14 protein-coding genes are annotated in these 17860 nt (G+C 67.1%); 8 read left to right on the top strand and 6 right to left on the bottom strand.

Features of this window, described 5'->3' with window-relative positions:
* Positions 1–126: 126 nt before the first annotated feature.
* Positions 127–1320 carry a glycoside hydrolase family 27 protein gene (locus tag ACU5AX_RS14975; protein WP_446691602.1) on the bottom strand — a complete coding sequence of 398 codons (1194 nt, stop codon included), beginning with the start codon at positions 1318–1320 and terminating at the stop codon, positions 127–129.
* A gap of 111 nt (positions 1321–1431) precedes the next feature.
* Here ACU5AX_RS14975 and ACU5AX_RS14970 point away from each other — a divergent pair, with 111 nt between their 5' ends.
* Entirely contained in the window at positions 1432–2763 is a 1332-nt protein-coding gene (locus tag ACU5AX_RS14970) for a glycoside hydrolase 5 family protein (RefSeq protein ID WP_446691601.1), read from the top strand.
* A gap of 3 nt (positions 2764–2766) precedes the next feature.
* On the opposite strand, the gene ACU5AX_RS14965 is transcribed toward ACU5AX_RS14970, so the two are convergent.
* Positions 2767–4716, bottom strand: a complete 1950-nt coding sequence (locus tag ACU5AX_RS14965; protein ID WP_446691600.1) for a sialate O-acetylesterase — start codon at positions 4714–4716, stop codon at positions 2767–2769.
* 153 nt (positions 4717–4869) lie between these two features.
* Between ACU5AX_RS14965 and ACU5AX_RS14960 the strand changes: the two genes are divergently transcribed.
* Together ACU5AX_RS14960 and ACU5AX_RS14955 are read left to right on the top strand one after the other, a co-directional pair.
* The gene (locus tag ACU5AX_RS14960) at positions 4870–5880 is read left to right on the top strand and encodes a glycoside hydrolase family 43 protein (protein ID WP_446691599.1); all 1011 of its coding nucleotides are present in this window, start codon (positions 4870–4872) and stop codon (positions 5878–5880) included.
* A 38-nt stretch (positions 5881–5918) separates the two neighbouring features.
* Complete coding sequence (locus ACU5AX_RS14955; RefSeq protein WP_446691634.1) at positions 5919–6797, top strand: alpha/beta hydrolase; 879 nt, start codon at positions 5919–5921, stop codon at positions 6795–6797.
* Positions 6798–7130: 333 nt separating this feature from the next.
* Here the strand turns inward: ACU5AX_RS14955 and ACU5AX_RS14950 are convergent, their stop codons facing one another.
* Positions 7131–8030, bottom strand: coding sequence for a LysR family transcriptional regulator (locus ACU5AX_RS14950; protein WP_446691598.1), 900 nt, complete (start codon positions 8028–8030; stop codon positions 7131–7133).
* An 88-nt stretch (positions 8031–8118) separates the two neighbouring features.
* Between ACU5AX_RS14950 and ACU5AX_RS14945 the strand changes: the two genes are divergently transcribed.
* The gene (locus ACU5AX_RS14945; RefSeq protein WP_446691597.1) at positions 8119–9078 is read left to right on the top strand and encodes an NAD-dependent epimerase/dehydratase family protein; all 960 of its coding nucleotides are present in this window, start codon (positions 8119–8121) and stop codon (positions 9076–9078) included.
* A 144-nt stretch (positions 9079–9222) separates the two neighbouring features.
* On the opposite strand, the gene ACU5AX_RS14940 is transcribed toward ACU5AX_RS14945, so the two are convergent.
* A complete protein-coding gene (locus ACU5AX_RS14940; RefSeq protein ID WP_446691596.1) occupies positions 9223–12399 on the bottom strand; it encodes an efflux RND transporter permease subunit in 3177 nt (1058 codons plus the stop codon).
* Positions 12396–13670 (bottom strand): TolC family protein, encoded by a 1275-nt coding sequence (locus ACU5AX_RS14935; RefSeq protein WP_446691595.1) that lies wholly within the window; start codon positions 13668–13670, stop codon positions 12396–12398. The genes ACU5AX_RS14940 and ACU5AX_RS14935 overlap by 4 nt, the downstream gene beginning before the upstream one ends.
* A 150-nt stretch (positions 13671–13820) precedes the next feature.
* On the opposite strand from ACU5AX_RS14935, the gene ACU5AX_RS14930 reads away from it, so the two are divergent.
* From ACU5AX_RS14930 to ACU5AX_RS14915, 4 genes are all read left to right on the top strand, one after another.
* The gene (locus tag ACU5AX_RS14930) at positions 13821–14498 is read left to right on the top strand and encodes a response regulator transcription factor (RefSeq protein WP_198354612.1); all 678 of its coding nucleotides are present in this window, start codon (positions 13821–13823) and stop codon (positions 14496–14498) included.
* Positions 14485–15840: a sensor histidine kinase gene (locus ACU5AX_RS14925; protein WP_446691594.1), complete on the top strand. Its 1356-nt coding sequence runs from the start codon at positions 14485–14487 to the stop codon at positions 15838–15840. The genes ACU5AX_RS14930 and ACU5AX_RS14925 overlap by 14 nt, the downstream gene beginning before the upstream one ends.
* A 96-nt stretch (positions 15841–15936) precedes the next feature.
* Positions 15937–16599 carry a Dps family protein gene (locus ACU5AX_RS14920; RefSeq protein WP_446691593.1) on the top strand — a complete coding sequence of 221 codons (663 nt, stop codon included), beginning with the start codon at positions 15937–15939 and terminating at the stop codon, positions 16597–16599.
* A gap of 13 nt (positions 16600–16612) precedes the next feature.
* Positions 16613–17128 (top strand): DUF3833 family protein, encoded by a 516-nt coding sequence (locus tag ACU5AX_RS14915; protein WP_446691592.1) that lies wholly within the window; start codon positions 16613–16615, stop codon positions 17126–17128.
* Between the two features lie 49 nt (positions 17129–17177).
* On the opposite strand, the gene ACU5AX_RS14910 is transcribed toward ACU5AX_RS14915, so the two are convergent.
* Positions 17178–17843: an HAD family hydrolase gene (locus tag ACU5AX_RS14910; protein WP_446691591.1), complete on the bottom strand. Its 666-nt coding sequence runs from the start codon at positions 17841–17843 to the stop codon at positions 17178–17180.
* Positions 17844–17860: the final 17 nt, after the last annotated feature.

The following is a 17860-nucleotide window of genomic DNA, read 5'->3' as shown; positions in this document are numbered from 1 at the left end:
CAGCCTGGCGAAGCGTCAAGCGGGCGGCCGGCGGCCAACCACCGCCATTCGCGATGCGGGCAATCACGCACATAGACGAACCCCTTTCATGCCGCTGATACCGGTTCGGCCGACCGCCGAACCGCATCACGGCGTCACCACGAACATCGCGACGCCATGCGGCGCGACATCGGCGGCAAGCGTGCCGCTGGCCATCGGCAGGTCGCGGTGCGCCCACAAATCGCGCACGTGAGCCCGCAGATGCTGCGGCCAATCGAGCTGGTCCCAGCTGGCGGCGATCCGCGCCGCTGTCGCACCGCGATTGAAGAAGAGTAATGCGCGGCGCCCACCAGTGAGCGGACGCGTCCATATGTCACGATCGCCGTCGCGCCAGACCCGGTGGCCCTGCCGGCCTAGCGGATCCTGATCGACTGCAATCACCTCGCGGTTGGTCAAGATCGTGCGGGTCGCATCGGTCATGGCCGCCACGTCGTTGCCGGCGATCAGCGGCGCGGCCATCATGGCCCAAAGCGAAAAGTGGCTGCGATATTCAATGTCGGACAGGTGACCATTGCCGACCTCGAGCATGTCGGGGTCGTTCCAGTGACCGGGCCCGGCGAAGGGCCAGAGCGGCTCATTGAGGTCGACGATGGTAACGACACCGTTGTCGTAGCCGTTGGCGCTGGTGTTCCAGCGATCCGCGATGTCGCCTGTGGTGCGCCACATCTGACCGACCTGGGGCGACCATAGCCACGGCTTGTTGGTGCCCCATTCGCAGATGGACAGCAGGATGGGGCGGCCCGTTGCTGCGCCCGCCTCGGCGAGGGCGGCTGCCATCGTGCGATAGGCCTCCTGGCCGTTACGCGTGCCCGTCGAACACCAGTCGTATTTCAGGTAATCGACGCCCCACCGGGCGTAGGTGCGCGCATCCTGATATTCATGACCCTCGCTGCCCGGCCGACCGCCGCAGGTCTTGGTGCCTGCATCCGAATAGAGGCCGAAGAGCATGCCGCGGGCGTGGACATAATCGGAAAGGGCTCTCATTCCGCTTGGAAATCTGGTCGTGTCGGCAAGGATCGTGCCGTCGGCGTCGCGAGCATTCTGCCAGCAGTCGTCGACGACGACGTAACGGTAACCGGCATCGCGCATGCCCGATGCGACGATCGCGTCCGCGACATGCCGGACCTTATTCTCGTCGATAGCGCAGCCGAACTTATTCCAGCTGTTCCACCCCATCGGCGGCGTCGCGGCCAGCGTGGTGGGCCGATCTTGCGGAATGGATGGCGTCGCAGCGCTGGCGGGCAGCAACATCGCGGCGACGGCCAGCGCTGCCGTCCTCATCGCGCACCGACGGCGCGGCACCAAACGGCCGATCATCGCTCTCCCAGTCCCCGGCTTGCCGATGTGTGAGCGCTACCGTAGCGTCGTGGCATCGTCTCGGAAAGGGCCAGCATGGAGTTCACCCGCCGCACTGCTATCACCGCCGGATCGGCGCTGCTGGCCATCACCGCGGCGGCTCCCATACTGCCTGCAGCCGCGCCGGATCGTTTCGTGCGGCGGGACGGGATGCAGTTGATGCGGGGCGGTGCGCGCTATCGCTATGCTGGCGCGAACATGTGGTATGCCGCCTATCTCGGCGCAGCGACGCCGACCGGCGATCCGGATCGCCTCCGCCGTGAGCTCGATACCCTCGCAAGCCTCGGCGTCGGCAATATCCGGCTGCTCGCATCCGCTGAACTGTCGCCCCTGACCAATTCGCTGCGCCCGGCGTTTCGCGACAGGGGGACCCAGTACAACCAGGCGCTGCTGCGTGGTCTCGACGTCGCACTCGCCGAGATGGGGCGGCGCGGCATGACTGCTGTCCTCTACCTGACCAACTTCTGGGAATGGTCGGGCGGGATGATGACCTATCTATCCTGGGTCAACGGCGGCCATTTCATCAATAACAACGATCCCGTGCATCCTTGGCCGGAATTCGCGGATCGCGCCTCGGCTTTTTATGCCGATGCGCGCGCGGTCGCGCTATACAATGACTATGTTGCCGCAGTGGTCGGACGAACCAACAGCGTCACCGGCGTCGCCTATCGCGACGATCCGACGATCATGGCCTGGCAGCTCGCCAACGAGCCGCGGCCCGGCGGGGGCGTTGCAGTGGCGCGCGCCAACATGCCGGCGTTCGACGACTGGGTGCAGCGCACCGCTCGGCTGATCAAGGGGATCGACCGCCACCACCTCGTGTCGACGGGTAGCGAGGGGTTGAAGGGCTGTATCGAGGAGGATGCGTGCGTTCTGGCCGAACATCGCGTGCCGGAGATCGACTATCTGACCACGCACGTCTGGCCGCTGAACTGGAACTGGGTCGACGACAAGGATTTGGCCGGGACTTGGCAGGCCGGGGCGGCAAAGGCCAGGGCCTATGTCGACGCGCACGTCGCGCTCGCACGCCGGCTGGGCAAGCCGCTGGTGATCGAGGAATTCGGTTTCCCGCGCGATGCAGGCTACGATCCGGGGACGCCGACGACGTGGAAGGACCGGTTCTACGCGCTGATCTACGAGGCGGCGCTGGCCGGCGGCAGCGCTGGCGGGCCGGTCGCGGGCACCAATTTCTGGGCATGGGGCGGGGAAGGGCGCTCCCCCCGCGTCGATCACCGCTTCACGCCCAGCCCCCGGTCCTACGTCGGGGATCCGCCGCACGAGCCACAGGGCTGGTACAGTGTGTTCGACGTCGATCGGTCAACGCGGGCGGTGATCCGCGATCACGCTGCGGCGATCGCGCGCGGCTGACCCTCAGCGGACCGGCCATTCGAACGGCACCGCGGGCAGATCCTCCGCGCCATACAAATTGACGTAGGGTGCGTCGGACCAAGCGTAGCGGACCTTGTCGGCGCCACCCGACGCGCCGCCGCGCAGGATCACGTGGTCGCCGTCGATCGTGCCGGGCACGTAGCGACAGCGCGTGCCGGCGCAGGCCTCGAAGCCGATCGCCTGATCACTGCTGTAGGCGCGCAGCCCCCCGCCGGTGCGCCGGAAGGCGACGATCAGATCGTCCCCCGCGCGTGTCACGGTCGCGACTTCCGGTCCGCCGGCAAGCACGGGCGCACCATAGGCCAGGCTGCGCGCGGCGCGGGCAAGCCGTTCGCCGACCTGCATCTTCTGCGTGGGATGGATGTCGTAGCGATCACCAAGGTCGAGCGTCACGGCCAGCCCCGCATGGGGATCGGCACGGACGGCCTTCGCCTGGATGTCGCGCAGCGCCGCCCAGCCGGACTCGACCGGTTGCGCGCTGGGCTTTCCATAAGACGCGAGCTGCGCCACGAGGAACGGCAGGGCGGGATCGCCCAGGTGACTGCGCCAGTCGGCGATCAGCATCGGCAGCAGCGTGCGATATTCCTGCCATTCGCCGACGTTCGATTCGCCCTGATACCAGGCGGCGAGTTTGAAGCCGTAACGCTCGATCGGGGCGATCATGCCGTTGTACAGCGTCGACAGGCTGGCGGGCACCTCCCAGGGTGAGCCAGGCGCCGTGACGCCCTTCAGCGGTGCGGCGACACGGTAGCGCCAAGCCGGCGCGAGCGGCACCACGCCGCCGTCGGCGAGCTGGATCTGGCGGTTGCCGGGCTGGCCTGTTGGACCGCCGTCACCAAGGACGCGGAGGGCGATGACGTTGCGGCCCTCGTGCAGGGCACCAGCGGGGATGGCATAATCGCGCCAGAACCAGTCAATGCCGTTGCTGCCGATCCAGCGGCCATTGATCCACACGGTGTCGTTCGTGGCGATCGGGCCAAGCGCCAGCCGACGCGCGCCGGCGGCCTGCGCGGCGGTCAGCGTGATCTCCTGCCGGAGCCAGACGACACCGTCGAAGCCGGCGAGGTCCGGATGGTTGCCGCCCTTCCAGCTTCCCGCCGGCACGATCGTCGACCATCCGGCATCGTCGAACGACGGGTCCGACCAGCGCCGCGTTTCCGCCCAGCGGGGATCATTCGTCCGCCACCATGCCTCGCTTCGCTTCGCTTCATTGGCCCGCGCGGCCGCCGGGTCGCGTGCCAGCAGCGCAAGGCTGCGTTCGCCCTCCCTGTAGGCGGGCAGGGTGGCGAGCGCGGTGGGGCTTATCCAGCTCTGGATCGTAGTGCCACCCCAATCGGAATCGATGAAGCCGACCGGTACCTTCTCGTCGCGCTGCAGGGAGCGCGCCATGAAGTAGCAGACCGCCGATGCGTCCCCGACACTGTCTGCGTCGACGATCCGCCAGTTTGCGGGCGTCTTCAGGTCGTCGACCGGCGACGGTGCGCTGTCCCGCTCGATCTTGGCGAAGCGCAGCATCGGATCGGGAGCATGGACCAGGCCGCCCCAGGCGCCCGTCGCCTGTCTGGCGGGGAATTCCATGTTCGATTGGCCGCCGCACAGATAGACGTCGCCGATCATCACGTCGGCGACGGTACGGGTTGCGGCGCCGTCGCTCGCGGTCAGTACGTAGGGACCGCCCGCGGGCAGGGCGGGCAGCGTCGCCTGCCATCGTCCACCAGCGGGGCGGGTGACGACGGTGCGCCTCCCGATGGAGACGGTAACCTGTTGCCGGTCGCTGCGGCCCCAGACCGTGATCGGCCGGTCGCGCTGAATCACGGCATGGTCGGCGAAGATCGTCGCGAGCACCGGCGACGGTCGGGCGGCAGACGAAGATGCAGGGGTGGTCGCCTGCGCGGCGACTACAAGGGCGGTGTTGGCCAGAATCGACAGCATGATGGGTCCCTTGCAGAGGAAGACGAGCCTGCGCACCTGGCGGTGCCGATCGGTCGCCTCATGGCTTTCATCATAAGCCGTTTTTTCTTGGTAGCGCTAGCATGGTCGATTAGGCTGATCGTCCGATCGAACACATCAACGGTGGTGGACGGGATGAGGATGGGAGGCGTCGCGGGGGTCGCTGCGGCCGTGTTGCTGCTCGGGGGTATCGCGGGCGCGAGCCTGGCGCGGCAGGAACGGCTGCCACCCAATCCGATCGTCCGCGACACGTTCACTGCAGACCCGGCGCCGCTCGTCGTCGGCGACACGCTGTACCTCTATACCGGTCATGACGAGGCGCAGCGCGACGAGATGTTCACGATGCGGGACTGGCTTGTCTTCTCGACCAAGGACATGATCCATTGGGTCGGCCACGGCCCGATCATGCGGGCGACCGACTTCGCTTGGGCCAAGCAGGACGCCTGGGCATCGCAGGCGATCGCCAAGAACGGCCGCTACTATTTCTATGCCGCGGTCGAGCACGACGCCACCCATCCGGGAAAGGCGATCGGCGTGGCCGTCGCCGATACCCCGACCGGGCCGTTCCATGATGCCAAGGGCAGCGCGCTCATCACCAACGAGATGACACCCAAGGGCTCACATAGTTGGGAGGACATCGACCCCACGGTCTTCACCGACGACGACGGTACGACTTGGATCGCGTGGGGCAATCGCGAATGCTATATCGCCCGCCTCAAGCCGGACATGGTCAACCTGGACGGGCCGATCACGGAAATCACGCCGCCGTTCTTCGAGGAAGGTCCCTGGCTGCACAAGCGCGGCGGGCTCTACTATCTCACCTATGCCTCGCTTGATCGCCGGACGCAACGCGACGAGCATATCTCCTACGCCACCGCGCCGTCGATAAGAGGGCCTTGGACGCCACGCGGATTGTTGACCGGCCCGGGACGGTACAGCTTCACGATTCATCCCGGCATCATTCAGTTTCGCGGCCGATGGTATCTGTTCGCGCATAATGCCGCGCTGACGATCGGTGATCAAAGTGGTGCGATCGGGCGCCGTGCGGTGACGGTCTATCCCCTCCATTACAACGCGGACGGCACGATGCGTCCGGTGCAACAGAACGACGCTGACGCACGTAGTAGCAGGGAGAAACGACGGTGAGGACGATACACACGATCTCGCATGCGCTCGTCGCGGCGATGGTGGCATGGGCGATGCCCGCACACGCGCAGGACGATCGCATGACGCCGATCGCCACGCCCGAGCAGCCGACCGCTATTCCGCTCGACACGGGCGTATTGCCGAACGCCCCGGTCTCGGAAAGCTGGTATCGGCAATATGGCAGCCGCTTCGCCCGCAACGTGCGGCAGGCGACCTTGACTCCCTTCCTGCCCGACCCGGCACGGGCGACCGGGGCGGCGGTGATCGTCGCGCCGGGCGGCGGCTTCCGTACGCTGTCAATGGACAACGAGGGCTATGAGGTGGCGCGGGCGCTGGCGGCGCACGGCGTGGCCGCGTTCGTGCTCAAATACCGACTAAACCAGACGCCTGCAGGAATGCCTGCCTTCGCCAAGTCGATGGCGGCAATGTTCTCCGCCACGGCCCGTCCACCGCAACGGACGCCGGAGCAGCAATTGGCTGATCTGGCGCCACAGATCGCCGATGCGCGTGCCGCCTTCGCCACGGTGCGGTCGCGAGCAGAGGCGTGGCGGGTAGATCCGGCACGCATCGGCATGATCGGCTTTTCGGCGGGCGCGATGCTGACCATGGCGACGGAACTGGCCGGCCAGGATGCCAGGCCGGCCTTCCTCGCCGATATATACGGGCCGCTGTCTCCCGTGTCCCCGCCCGCCGACGCGCCGCCGCTGTTCGTGGCCCTTGCGGCCGACGATCCCTTTTTCGGCAGCGGTGGCCTGGGCCTGATCGAAAGCTGGCGCGCGGCGAAACGTCCGGTCGAATTCCACCTATTCGAACAGGGCGGCCACGGGTTCGGCATGTATCCCAAATCGACCACGAGCACGGGTTGGTTCAACGCGTTCATCGCGTGGCTGGCGATGCATGGATGGGCATCGCGTTGACACCGGCGCGATTGTGCACGGGTAAGGATGCCGTTCTCCGCCGGCCGGGCCCCAGGATGGATAGCAGTTCCCTCGCGTCCACGATTGGCGACTCCCTGACGTACGCTAGGGTCCGGACTAGTTGATCACGGCCAGAGGATGATGGTGGCAGCTGGGGCGATGGCGGCGAATAGGGCAGTGGGGCGGCGATCGTAGCGGGTGGCGACCCGGTGCCAGCTTTTGAGTCCGCCGAACATGATCACCAGGCGGCTGTGCCCCCCCCCGTGGCGGTGCTTGTCGTATTGATCGGCTCGTTGCGTGATCGCCGGGACGAACCATAGTCGGTCAAGGTGGTCACCGAGCGCTTGCTCTCACGTGCGCCGCCAAGCCCTCGACCAGGGCATCGAAGACGATCCTCATGCGATGGGTCGACCTGAGGTCTTCGTGCATCACGATCCACACCGGCAGGCGAGCGACAAATGCCCCCCGTAATACGGGCATGAGCGCCGGATCACGGTTGGCGATAGGGTCTTGGAGTACACCGATGCCGAAAGCCGCTCGTACTGCCGCGACCTGAGCCAGCTGGTTGTCGGTCCGCAACGCGAAATTCGGCAGGCCGGGCCAGACGGCGTTGATCGTGCGCAGCGATGCGGCGTCCCGATCAAAACCGATCACGGCGTGGTTTGCCAGATCCTCGACGGTGGCGATCGGTGCCGATCGCATGAGGTAATCGCGATGGGCGTACAGGCCGAGGCGAATGTCACCAATGGACTTTGCGAGCAGCGCCTGCTGCTTGGGTTCAGTCATTCGGATGGCGACATCGGCGTCCCGTCGCAGGAGATTGGATGAGGCGTTGGTCAGCACCAGCTCGACCGACAGCCCGGGATGGGCGGCGTGAAGTGACGCCAAAATGGGCGGCAGCACCTCGGCGCCGATCACCTCGCTGGCGCTGATCCGAACGACCCCGGCAGCGGCGCCAGCCGGAGCGGATGCGGTACGCACCAATGCCGCCGCGCAGGCCGCCATGGCTTCAGCGTGAGGGGCCAGCGCCCGCCCTGCCTCCGTCGGCTGGAGGCCGCGCGCCGAGCGCGTGAATAGCGCACCGGTGCCGAGCGCCACCTCGAGTTCCGCGATGTGCCGACCGGCGGTCGGCTGGGTCAGGCCGAGCGCACGCGCCGCGGCCGACAGACTGCCCTCGCGCATGACCGCGTCGAACGTGCGCCATAGCTCCCAACCCGGACTGCCCATATCCATGCGGATTTGCATAGCAGCCGTGCAGTTTCCGGCAATTTTCGATTACCTGGCCGAGGCGCATCCTTTGTCGACAGCAAGGAGATGCAGAATGACGCTTTCAACCAACAAGGCTCTGGTGATCGGCGCGACCGGCGGGATTGGTGGGGAGGTAGCGCATGTGCTGCTGCAGCGGGGATGGGAGGTGCGGGCGCTGCACCGTGACCCGGCGCGCGCTGCGTCGAGCAATCCGGCGCTACATTGGCTCGAGGGAGACGCCATGGACCGCAGCGCGGTCGTAAAGGCCGCCGAAGGCATGAAGGTCATCGTCCATGGCGTGAACCCGCCCGGTTATCGCAATTGGGCCGGGCTGGTCTTGCCGATGCTGGACAACACCATCGTCGCAGCCGCCGCGAACGGCGCACGGGTGCTTCTGCCGGGCACCGTCTATAATTACGGCCCCGACGCCGGCGAGCTGGTCGACGAGAGCGCGCCGCAGAATCCGTTGACGCGAAAGGGGCTTATCCGCGTCGAGATGGAGCGGCGCCTGCACGCGGCAGCCGGGCGGGGCGCGACCTCGCTCGTCGTGCGCGCCGGAGACTTCTACGGGCCTCGAAGCGGCAACAGCTGGCTGGCGCAGGGAATGGTGCCGACGGCCGGTCCCGTGAAGCGCGTCTTCAACCCCGCGCGTGCCGGTGTCGGCCATGCGTGGGCGTATCTCCCGGATCTCGCCGAAACAATGGTTCGCTTGCTTGAAAGGCGCGAGGAGCTCGCCGCCTTCGACACCTTCCACTTCGGCGGGACCTGGGTGGACGACAACCGTCGCTTTGCAGATGCGATCCGCACGGCGGCCGGGCGGCCGAAGGCACTCATTTACCCCTTCCCGTGGTTGGCGGTGCACGCGCTGGCGCCGTTCAATGAGACGGCGCGCGAGATGCGGGAGATGACCTATCTGTGGCGCCGGCCGCTCAGACTGCTCGATAGCAAGGCACGCCGCTTCCTCGGCGAGCTGCCGGCGACGCCGCTGGACGAGGCATTGCGCAATTCGCTTCACGGGCTCGGCCGCTCATAGCGCTCAACGAGTGCCCTTGCTGGGCAGTCGAGCTTTGAGTCAGACATCGCTTGCCTTTTCGCATCGCCCGCGCGGATAGGGGCTATCCTTGGCACCCCATGCTGTGAGGGCGGCATAATTCACCGATCCTCGCGCAAGGAACCACTAATGCGCAGAGCCCGCTACCCGGCCATCCTGCGTTGAAGCCGCCAGCCAGCGGTAGAGGCTGGGTAGCAGCAGCAGCGTCAGGATCGTCGAGGTGACGATGCCGCCGATCACGACGGTGGCGAGCGGTCGCTGGACTTCGGCGCCGGCGCCGCTGGCGATCGCCATCGGGACGAACCCGATCGAAGCGACGAGCGCCGTCGACAGCACGGGGCGCAAGCGATCGCGGGCGCCCTGGCGGACCGCCTCGTCGCTCGACAGCGGATCGCCGCCTTCCCGGCCGTCGCGCAGCGCGTTGATGTGGTCGATGAGCACCAATCCATTGAGCATGGCGATGCCCGACAGCGCGATGAAGCCGATCGCCGCGGTGATCGAGAAGGGCATGCCCCGCAGCCACAGCGCCAGCACCCCGCCGGTGACCGCGAAGGGGATGCCGGTATAGACGATCGCCGCTTCCTTGACGCTGCCGAGCGCGGCGTAGACGAGCAGGAAGATCAGCAGCAGCGCGGCGGGCACGACGATCGCCAGCCGCTTCTGCGCTGCTTCGAGCTGATGGTATTGGCCGCCGAATTCGATGCGATAGCCGGGCGGCAGCTTGACGCCCTGCGTCACCGCTGCGCGCGCCTTGGTGACATAGCCGGCAAGATCGCTGGTGCTGAGGTTGACCATCAATGCCGCGCGCCGCTTGCCGCCGTCGTGGAGGATCGGTTCCACCGCATGGACCCGGTGCAGACGGGTGACGCGCGACAGCGGGACCATGCCATAGTCGCCGACGCGGAGCGGCAGCGCGAGGATCGCGGCGGGATCGGCGCGCAACGCCTCGGGCATGCGAACGACGATCATGTGGCGCGCCTCGCCTTCCGGAATGAAGCCGACCTCTGCCCCGGCGACGCCGTCGGCGATCGCCCTGTTGACCTCCGCGGTGCCGAGGCCGAGGCGGAGCATCGCATCATGGTCGAGTTCCACGACCAGGTTTTTGGGGCGTCCCGCGGTTTCGAATTCGACGCCTTCGGTGCCGGGCTGTTTCTCGAGGATCGCCTTGGCCTGTTTCGCCGCCCGTTCGAGGACGTCGTAATCCTCTCCGAAGATCTTCACCGACACGTCGGCGCGTACGCCCTCCAGCATCTCGTTGAAGCGCATCTCGATCGGCTGGGCGAATTCGAACGTTTGGCCGCGATAGACCTGCCGCCCGATCTTCTCGATCCCGGCGATGAGATCCTGCTTGGTCTTCGGCTTGCCGTCGCCTTGCGGCCAGTTCTTTTCGGGGGCGTAGAAGATGTAGAGATCGTTCTCGTTGGGCGGCATCGGGTCGGTCGCGACCTCGCTGGTACCGATGCGCGAGAAGGTGTGGGTGATCTGCGGATAGGCGCGGCGGATCGCGCGTTCGGTCGCCTCCTCAATCGCGAGGCTGCGGTCGAGCGACATGCCGACCGGGCGATAGACCATGGCGGTGATCGCGCCTTCGTCGAGCTGTGGCGTGAATTGCGAACCCAGCGAGCGGAAGACGAGATAGGTCAGGCCGAGCAGGACCACGGCGCCGAGCGTCAACCACGCCGGGTGCGCGATGGCGCGCTCCAGGATCGGCGCATAACCGCGTTCGGCGTAGCCGATCAGTCCGGTGTCGCGGTCGTCGCTGTCCTTGGTATCCGGCGCCCGCAGCAGCCACGCCGACAAGGCCGGCACGATCGTGAAGGTCCAGATCAGGCCGGCGCCGATCGCCAGCATCACCGCCTGCGCCATTGGCTGGAACAGCTTGCCCTCGACGCCGCCGAGGCTAAGGACGGGCACGTAGACGAGCGCGATGATCGCGATGCCGAACAGCGTCGGACGCGCGACCATGCGGGCCGCTTGGGCGACCGTTTCGCGCCGTTCCTCCGCATCGAGCGGCGCGCCCTTGTCGCGCCGGCGTCGGGCGAGCAGGCGGAGGCTGTTTTCGACGACGACGATCGATCCGTCGACGATCAGGCCGAAGTCGAGCGCACCGAGGCTCATCAGATTACCCGACAGGCCAATCGCGTTCATGCCGGTGACGGTGACGAGGAAGGCGAGCGGAATGACGATCGCGACGATCAGCGCGGCGCGCCAATTGCCCATCACCAGCAGCAGCACGATCGCGACGAGCAGCGCGCCGACGCCGAGGTTGTGCTCGACCGTCGCGATCGTCCGGTCGACCAGGTCGGACCGGCTGTATTGGGGGTGGATGACCATGCCTCTGGGCAGTGCCCCCTGGATGTCGGGCAGGGCCTGTTCGGCGCGCAGTGCGACCTCGCGGCTGTTCTGGCCGACCAGCATCATCACCGTGCCGAGCACCGTCTCGCGCCCGTTCTGCGTCGCCGCACCCTGCCGCGGTGCCGAACCGATCACGACGTCGGCGAGATCGCGGACCTGCAGCGGCAGTACGCCGGCGGCGAACTTGACCGGGATGTTGCCGATCTGGGTCGCGTTCATCACGCGCGCGTCGGTGCGTACCGTCAACCGCTCGGGGCCCTGCGCGATGATGCCGCCGCCGGCATTCTCGACATTGTCGCCCACCGCCTTCGCCAGTTCGGCGGCGGTGACGCCGTGCAGCGTCAGGCGGACGGGATCCGGTTGGACGACGAACTGCTGTTCGATGCCGCCGTTCGAATTGACATCGGCGACCCCGGTAACCGCGCGGAGCATCGGCCGCACCGTGTATTCCTGCGCCTCGTACAGTTCCATCAGCTGGCGTTGCGCGTCGAGTCCGGGCGGCGGGGTGCGCCATTCGAGCGTGTAGTAATAGATCTCGCCCAGCCCGGTGGTGATCGGCGCGAGTTGGGGCGAGGCGCTGGCGGGCAGCTGGTCGCGCACCGCCGCCAGCCGTTCGGTAACCAGCTGGCGCGCACGCAGCTGATCGGTGCCGTCCTTGTACAGCAGCGTCACCTGGCTGAGCCCGGTCTTGGTCAGCGAACGCGTCTCGTCGAGGCCGGGCTGACCCGCCATCGCGCGCTCGATCGGCAGCGTCGCCAGTCGCTCGATCTCCTCTGGCGCGAGCGCGGGGACGGTGGTGTTGATCTGGACCTGGACGCCGGTGATGTCGGGAATCGCGTCGATCTTCAGCGTTGCGAACGCCCAGAGGCCGACCGCCGCGGCCAGCGCGGTGATAAGCGCGACGACGAGCCGATGCCGCGTGACGCCGTCGAGCAGCCGCGCGATCATCGATCGAGCGCCGTCCCGCCGTTCAAAGCGCGCAGCTGCAGCAGCGCCTCGAGCGCCTCGCGCCGGGTATCGAGGATCGCGACCGTCGCGTCGACATAGGCCTGCTGCATCTGCGTATAGGTGGTCAGCGGGATCGCGCCGAGCCGGTAGTTGCGGTCTGCATCCTCGGCCGCGGCGGCGAAACGCTGGGCCGATTCCCCGTCCCACTGGGCGAGTGCGCGGCGCTTCGCCTCATATTGCGCCGCCTGGTCGAACACGTCGCGATCGATCCGTCGTTCGGCGGCGATCAGCGTGGCGTTCGCCTGCGCCTGGCGACCCTGTTCCGCCGCGACCTCGCCCGCCTGGCGGTTCCACAACGGCAGGGTCGTCGACAGTCGCACGCCGTAGTTGGTTTCGCGGACGTCGGACCGGGCGTGGTCGTAATAAGGCCCGACGCTGACGACGGGGATGCGGTTCTTGCGGGCGAGATCGACGCGCAAGCCCTGCTGTTCGAATTGCGCACGCAGCGATTGCAGCTCGAAATTGTTGGCGGCGGCGCGCGACGCCAGCACGGTGGCCGAGGGCAGGGCGGGGAGCGACATGTCGGGACGGATGATGCGGATACGCGCCGCGAACGGCGTGCCGCGCAGCTGATTGAGTTCGTACAGGATCGAATTGGCCTCGGCATCCGCCGTCGCAGCGGTGCGCTCGGCATTGATCGCGTCGGCCTGCAATGCCGCCGCTTCGAGCTGGGGGGCGGGGCCGGCGGGATCGCGGGAGACGATCACCCGCGCCAACACGCGCATCCGCGCTGCGACGGTGCGGGCCGCGGCCGCCTTCTCATCCGCGGCGAACAGGCCATAGCCGAGCGAACGCGCGCGCGCCGCCAGCGTCGCGTCGAACTGGCGCAGGCCGAGCCGCGCCAGGCCGATCTGCCGTTCGGCAATGGCCCGCCTGAGCGCGATGCGACCACCGAATTCGACCGGCTGGACGACGGACACGGCATAGGTCTGGCCGTCGCCAAGCGGCGCGCCGGTGCCCGGATCGGTTGCGCGTCGTTCGCCAAACTCCACCACCATTTCGGGGTCGGCCAAGCGTCCCGCCGCCGTGCGTTCGATGCCCGCCGTCTCGATCTGGCGTTCGTAGAACTGCCGTTCGGGATTGTTGGCGATCACCTCCTGCACCAGCCGGTCGAGCGAGATGGCGGTCGCATCCGGCGTCGTCCGATCCTGCGCGACGGCCGCGACGGGTGCCGCCGCCATGATCCCGGCTACCACGGTCCATCGCGTCATCGTCATCCTGCCTATCCCGTCGGCGTCTCTCCCGCCGGTAGTCAGCCATAGTGGACGGCGCGACTAAAACCCGTTTCACATTCCGTGATTTGCGCCCGAACTGATCATAACCGGGTTGACGTTCCGGCGGGGGCAGGGCGAACAGGCACGATGGCGCTGATAATGCTGATCGAGGACGATGCGGGCACCGCGCGGGAGATCGCGCTGGAGCTGGGCGCGGCAGGGCATGCCGTGGCGCATTGCGGATCGATCGAGCAGGCCTTGGCAGCGACCAGCGACAAAGCCGTCGACCTGCTGATCGTCGATCGGCAACTGCCCGATGGCGAAGGGCTCGACTTCATCGCGCGATTGCGCGCCGAGGGCGGGCGGACACCGGCGCTGGTGCTGAGCGCACTCGGTAGCCTCGACGATCGGGTGCGGGGCTTGCGCGCCGGCGGCGACGATTACCTGCCCAAGCCCTTCGCGCTGGTCGAGCTGATCGCGCGGGTGGAGGCGCTGCTGCGCCGCCCGAACGAGACGCGCGAGACCCGTCTGATCGTCGGGCCGCTCGATCTCGACCTGCTCGCCGGCAATGCGACGCGCGCCGGCCGGCCGCTGGAACTGCTGCCACGCGAATTGCGCCTGCTCGACTATCTCGTCCGTCGTCCGGGACGGATCGTGACGCGTTCGATGCTGTTGCAGGACGTTTGGGGCTATACCTTCCTGCCGAACAGCAACGTCGTCGACGTGCATATGGGGCGGCTGCGACGCAAGGTCGATGCCCCTGGCGAGGCCGCGCTGATCCGCAACGTGCGCGGCCAGGGATATGTGTTCGATGTACCAGGCTGATCCGCGCACCCGCGCGACGCTGCGCTGGGGCGGGGCGATCGCGGCGCTGCTGATCGTACAGTCGCTGATGGCGGCGGCGATCTTCTGGGCGCTGCTCAACGCCAGCCACCGCCGCACCATGCAGGAGGCGCTGGCGGGCGATTGCCGCTTCTTCGCGCAGGTCGATCCGGCCGAGCGGCGCGAGGAGTTGCGCGAGATGTTGGAGCGCGACATCCATCGCGAACGCTTCCTCGCGCTGTTCGACAGTCGTGGGCAGCTGATCGACGGCAATGTCGCGCGCCTGCCCGACGTGCCGGCGGACCGGACGGGGACGGCGGTGGCCACGATCGTGCCGACCGAGCTGCCGGGCAAGAGCGAGGATGTCGCCCGGTTGACCGTCTGTGCTCTGCCAGGTGGCGAGCGGCTGCTGACCGGTTTCGACCTCGACGACGCCGAAGAGGCTCTGGGCCTCGCAGGGCACGCTTTGCTGCTCGGCCTGCTCCCCGGTCTCGCACTGGCGATCGGGGTCGGCCTGGTCGCGGGACGGCGGGCGGCGCGACAGGTCGATACGGTGCGGCAACTGACCGCCCGGATCGTCACCGGGGCGCTTGACGAGCGTTTGCCGGTCGCGCGCCGTCCTGACAGTTTCGGCCTGCTAGCGGTCCACATCAACGCGATGCTCGATCGACTCCAATCGCTGATCATCGATGTGCGTGGGGTGGGCGACGATATCGCGCATCAGTTGCGCACCCCGCTGACCCGCCTGCGCGCGCGGATCGAGCGTGGCATGCGCGAAGCGCAGGGCGCCGCAGAGTTTCAGCAGGTGGCGGAGGCGGCGCTGGCGGAGATCGACCAACTGCTCGGCATCGTCGCCGCGCTGCTGCGCATTCGCGAGCTGGAGGACCATGCCCGCCGCAGCCGGTTCGCGCCGGTCGACCTCGCCCGGATCGCGGCTGACGCCTGCGACCTGTATCACCCGACCGCCGAAGATCGGGGCATCACGCTTGTGTGCGAGATCGAAGAGGGGGTGGTGATCGAAGGCGACGCCAGCTTGTTGATCGAGGCGCTAGCCAATCTGATCGACAATGCGATCAAGTTCGGTCCGCCCGCCAGCCGGGTCGTGGTGTCGCTACGGCATACGGCAGGGACGATCCGCATCGCCGTCGCGGACGAGGGGCCCGGCATTCCGTCGGCCGACCATGATCTGGTGACGCAGCGTTTCTACCGCGGCCGCCACGAGTGCGGCGGTGTTGGTCTGGGACTCAGCCTGGTCAAGGCGATCGCCGAGATGCACGGCTTCGCGCTCCGCTTCGGGGATCGTGGCAGCGTCGTCACCCTGGAAAGGCCGAATCCCGAACTCTGAACGGGAATTTAGACAACCCGAGCCAGCGCCGCACGTTCGTCGGGTGAAGCCGCTCCGGCCATATGGTTGCCGGTGGGCTCGATGAAAGGATCATCCATGCGCTCCGTCCCGTATCTCGCCACGCTGTCCGCAGCCGTCACCCTGATCGCCGCGCCGGCTTGTGCCCAGACGACGGCAGGCATCGGCAGCTTCCCGACGAACAGCATCAGCGATCGCCTGCACGGCGGTCCGCAGGGCGGCGACCAGCGCGCGTCGATCCAGGCGCTGCAGCAAACGCTGACCGAGCGTCAGCAACTGCAGTTGCAGACTAAGCAGGCCCATTGGAACGTATCCGGCACGCTGTTCTACCCGATGCATGAGCTGTTGCAGGATCATTACGAAGGCGTGAGCAAATATGCCGACGAGGTGGCCGAGCGGTTGCTCGCGATCGGCGTGTCGGCGGATGGTCGCGCCAATACGATCGTCCGCACCAGCCGCATCCCCGAATATGCCGGTGGCTTCACCGACGATGCCCAGGTGATTGGTTGGTTCGCCCGCTATTACAAGGTGACCAGCGACGAGATCGGCCAGGGGATCAAGGCGACGGAGGACAAGGACCCGACGACGTCGAACCTGTTGCAGGAGGTGCAGCACGCCATCGACAAATATCAGTGGCAGATGCGCGCGATGATCCAGCCGACGCCGACCGATCCGAACAGTGGCCAAGATCTCAACGCCGGGCGGGCAGTAGCGATACCGACGCAGCCGGTCGCCGGCTGATCGCCACGGCGCCGTGGGCTATCTCCGGTTCTTCGCACTCGCCGTGCTTGCGGGTCTAGGTGGCTGCGTGTCTCCGGTCGGCATGCAGCCCCATGTCGCCCCGGCGTCGCCGGTCTTCGATCCCGTCGCGTTCTTTGCGGGCAAGACCCATGGCACGGGCGTGCTGCACGTCATCGCCTCCAAGCCAAGGCAGACCGACGTCGTCGGCTACGGCACGTCGCCTGGCCCGGAGGCAATCATGCTCGACCAGCAGGTCAAACAGGGCGATGCGGCGGCGACGCATCGCACCTGGCATCTGCATCGCATCGCGCCCGGGCGCTATGCCGGTACCTTGACCGACGCGATCGGCCCGGTCACCGCGGAGAGCGTCGGCGCCGAGTTGACCATACGCTTCACGATGCGGCGTGGATTGAAGGTCGTCCAGCATCTCTACCTTCAATCCGGCGGCCGGACCGCCGTCAACACGATGACCGTCCGCAAATGGGGCATCGTGGTGGCGCGCCTGGACGAACGGATCGAACGGATCTGATGGCCCCGCAAAGATCGCCGCTGCGCCGCTAGTGTATGCGATACCGTCCTCAGTGGTTCAATGGTGAGCCCTCAAATCCGGCCAGCAACGCGGCGACGTCGTCGTACAAGGCCACAGCGCCCGCGGCCTTCAGCGTCTCGTCGTTGAATTTGCCCGATCGCACGGCGACGGCCGCGATGCCGCACTTGGCGGCCGCTTCGATGTCATACGGCGTGTCACCGACGACGATCACCTCGCTCGCATCAAGCGACGACAGCTTCTTGAGCGCGGTAGCGAAGATGTCGGGAGCGGGCTTGGTCTTCTCGACGTCGTCCGCCGTGGTCGAGACGTCGACGATCCCTTCGGCGTTCAGCAAGTCCACATAATGTTCGAGCTCATCCGATGACGCGGAGGACGCCAGCACCACCTGCCGGCCGCTTTGCTTGACCCTCGCGAGCAGATCCCTGGCGCCGGCAAAGGGCCTCACCCGCTCCAAATATTTCGTCTTGAAGATTTTCCCGTGCTCCTGGCCCATCGTCTCCTGTTCGTCCTCGTCGGTGTCCGGGAGCAGCGTCGGTACAAGCATGTCGGTGCCCTTGCCGATCTGGTCGTGGACGATCTGATCATCGAACGTCGCGCCGATCCGCTCGAAGACGGCCTGCCATGCCGCGATATGATAGTCGTTGCTGTCTACGAGGGTGCCGTCGATGTCGAATAGAACCGCCTTGATCGCCATGGTGTCATCGCTCCTGA

This window comes from Sphingomonas benefaciens (genome assembly GCF_052907485.1).
This window is presented reverse-complemented; position numbering and strand designations above follow the sequence as displayed.

Coding starts and splice junctions, on each gene's coding strand:
- ACU5AX_RS14975 (WP_446691602.1), bottom strand. CDS start 1,320: ATGAGGACGGCAGCGCTGGCCGTCGCCGCGATGTTGCTGCCCGCCAGC.
- ACU5AX_RS14970 (WP_446691601.1), top strand. CDS start 1,432: ATGGAGTTCACCCGCCGCACTGCTATCACCGCCGGATCGGCGCTGCTG.
- ACU5AX_RS14965 (WP_446691600.1), bottom strand. CDS start 4,716: ATGCTGTCGATTCTGGCCAACACCGCCCTTGTAGTCGCCGCGCAGGCG.
- ACU5AX_RS14960 (WP_446691599.1), top strand. CDS start 4,870: ATGAGGATGGGAGGCGTCGCGGGGGTCGCTGCGGCCGTGTTGCTGCTC.
- ACU5AX_RS14955 (WP_446691634.1), top strand. CDS start 5,919: ATGGTGGCATGGGCGATGCCCGCACACGCGCAGGACGATCGCATGACG.
- ACU5AX_RS14950 (WP_446691598.1), bottom strand. CDS start 8,030: ATGGATATGGGCAGTCCGGGTTGGGAGCTATGGCGCACGTTCGACGCG.
- ACU5AX_RS14945 (WP_446691597.1), top strand. CDS start 8,119: ATGACGCTTTCAACCAACAAGGCTCTGGTGATCGGCGCGACCGGCGGG.
- ACU5AX_RS14940 (WP_446691596.1), bottom strand. CDS start 12,399: ATGATCGCGCGGCTGCTCGACGGCGTCACGCGGCATCGGCTCGTCGTC.
- ACU5AX_RS14935 (WP_446691595.1), bottom strand. CDS start 13,670: ATGACGCGATGGACCGTGGTAGCCGGGATCATGGCGGCGGCACCCGTC.
- ACU5AX_RS14930 (WP_198354612.1), top strand. CDS start 13,821: ATGGCGCTGATAATGCTGATCGAGGACGATGCGGGCACCGCGCGGGAG.
- ACU5AX_RS14925 (WP_446691594.1), top strand. CDS start 14,485: ATGTACCAGGCTGATCCGCGCACCCGCGCGACGCTGCGCTGGGGCGGG.
- ACU5AX_RS14920 (WP_446691593.1), top strand. CDS start 15,937: ATGCGCTCCGTCCCGTATCTCGCCACGCTGTCCGCAGCCGTCACCCTG.
- ACU5AX_RS14910 (WP_446691591.1), bottom strand. CDS start 17,843: ATGGCGATCAAGGCGGTTCTATTCGACATCGACGGCACCCTCGTAGAC.